The sequence below is a fragment of the Bacillus sp. 05T31 genome, assembly GCF_056396725.1.
In genome coordinates this window covers 1-723 of the sequence record NZ_JBFTMA010001194.1, presented here as the reverse complement: position 1 = coordinate 723, position 723 = coordinate 1, and the positions used below count along the sequence as shown (strand labels likewise).

Here is a 723-nt window from a genome sequence, read left to right as displayed (position 1 = left end):
TATAGCCAAGCGGTAAGGCAACGGACTTTGACTCCGTCATGCGCTGGTTCGAATCCAGCTAGCCCAGCCATTTACGAGCCATTAGCTCAGTTGGTAGAGCATCTGACTTTTAATCAGAGGGTCGAAGGTTCGAATCCTTCATGGCTCACTTTTGTTTTTTCCGCGCGGTCGTGGCGGAACGGCAGACGCGCTAGGTTGAGGGCCTAGTGGGGGAAACCCCGTGGAGGTTCAAGTCCTCTCGGCCGCATCAAAAAATCTTTTAAAAAGTACTTGCATTTGAAAATGTAGTATGGTAAGATAATTGAGTCGCCAAAATACAACGACGAAAAAACATCATGAATAAGCGCCCGTAGCTCAATTGGATAGAGCGTTTGACTACGGATCAAGAGGTTAGGGGTTCGACTCCTCTCGGGCGCGCCATAACGGGAAGTGGCTCAGCTTGGTAGAGCACCTGGTTTGGGACCAGGGGGTCGCAGGTTCAAATCCTGTCTTCCCGACCACGCGGGTGTAGTTTAGTGGTAAAACAAGAGCCTTCCAAGCTCTGGTCGAGAGTTCGATTCTCTTCACCCGCTTTTAGTTCTTTGAAAACTGAACGAAACAAACAACGTGAACGTCAATTTTTATTTTTAGATGCTAGACAAACTAACTTTATTGGAGAGTTTGATCCTGGCTCAGGATGAACGCTGGCGGCGTGCCTAATACATGCAAGTCGAGCGAATGGAT

At 48.4% G+C, this 723-nt stretch carries 5 tRNA genes and 1 rRNA gene; all 6 read left to right on the top strand.

What is annotated here, in order from left to right:
- The first annotated feature begins 75 nt into the window (after positions 1-75).
- A tRNA-Lys gene (locus tag AC1DJR_RS32365) sits at positions 76-148 on the top strand.
- Between the two features lie 16 nt (positions 149-164).
- A tRNA-Leu gene (locus tag AC1DJR_RS32360) sits at positions 165-247 on the top strand.
- Positions 248-343: 96 nt separating this feature from the next.
- Positions 344-420: transfer RNA gene (locus AC1DJR_RS32355), tRNA-Arg, on the top strand.
- A gap of 3 nt (positions 421-423) precedes the next feature.
- A tRNA-Pro gene (locus AC1DJR_RS32350) sits at positions 424-500 on the top strand.
- Position 501: 1 nt separating this feature from the next.
- Positions 502-572 (top strand) — tRNA-Gly (locus tag AC1DJR_RS32345).
- A gap of 76 nt (positions 573-648) precedes the next feature.
- Positions 649-723 (top strand): 16S ribosomal RNA (locus AC1DJR_RS32340); the annotation flags it as partial.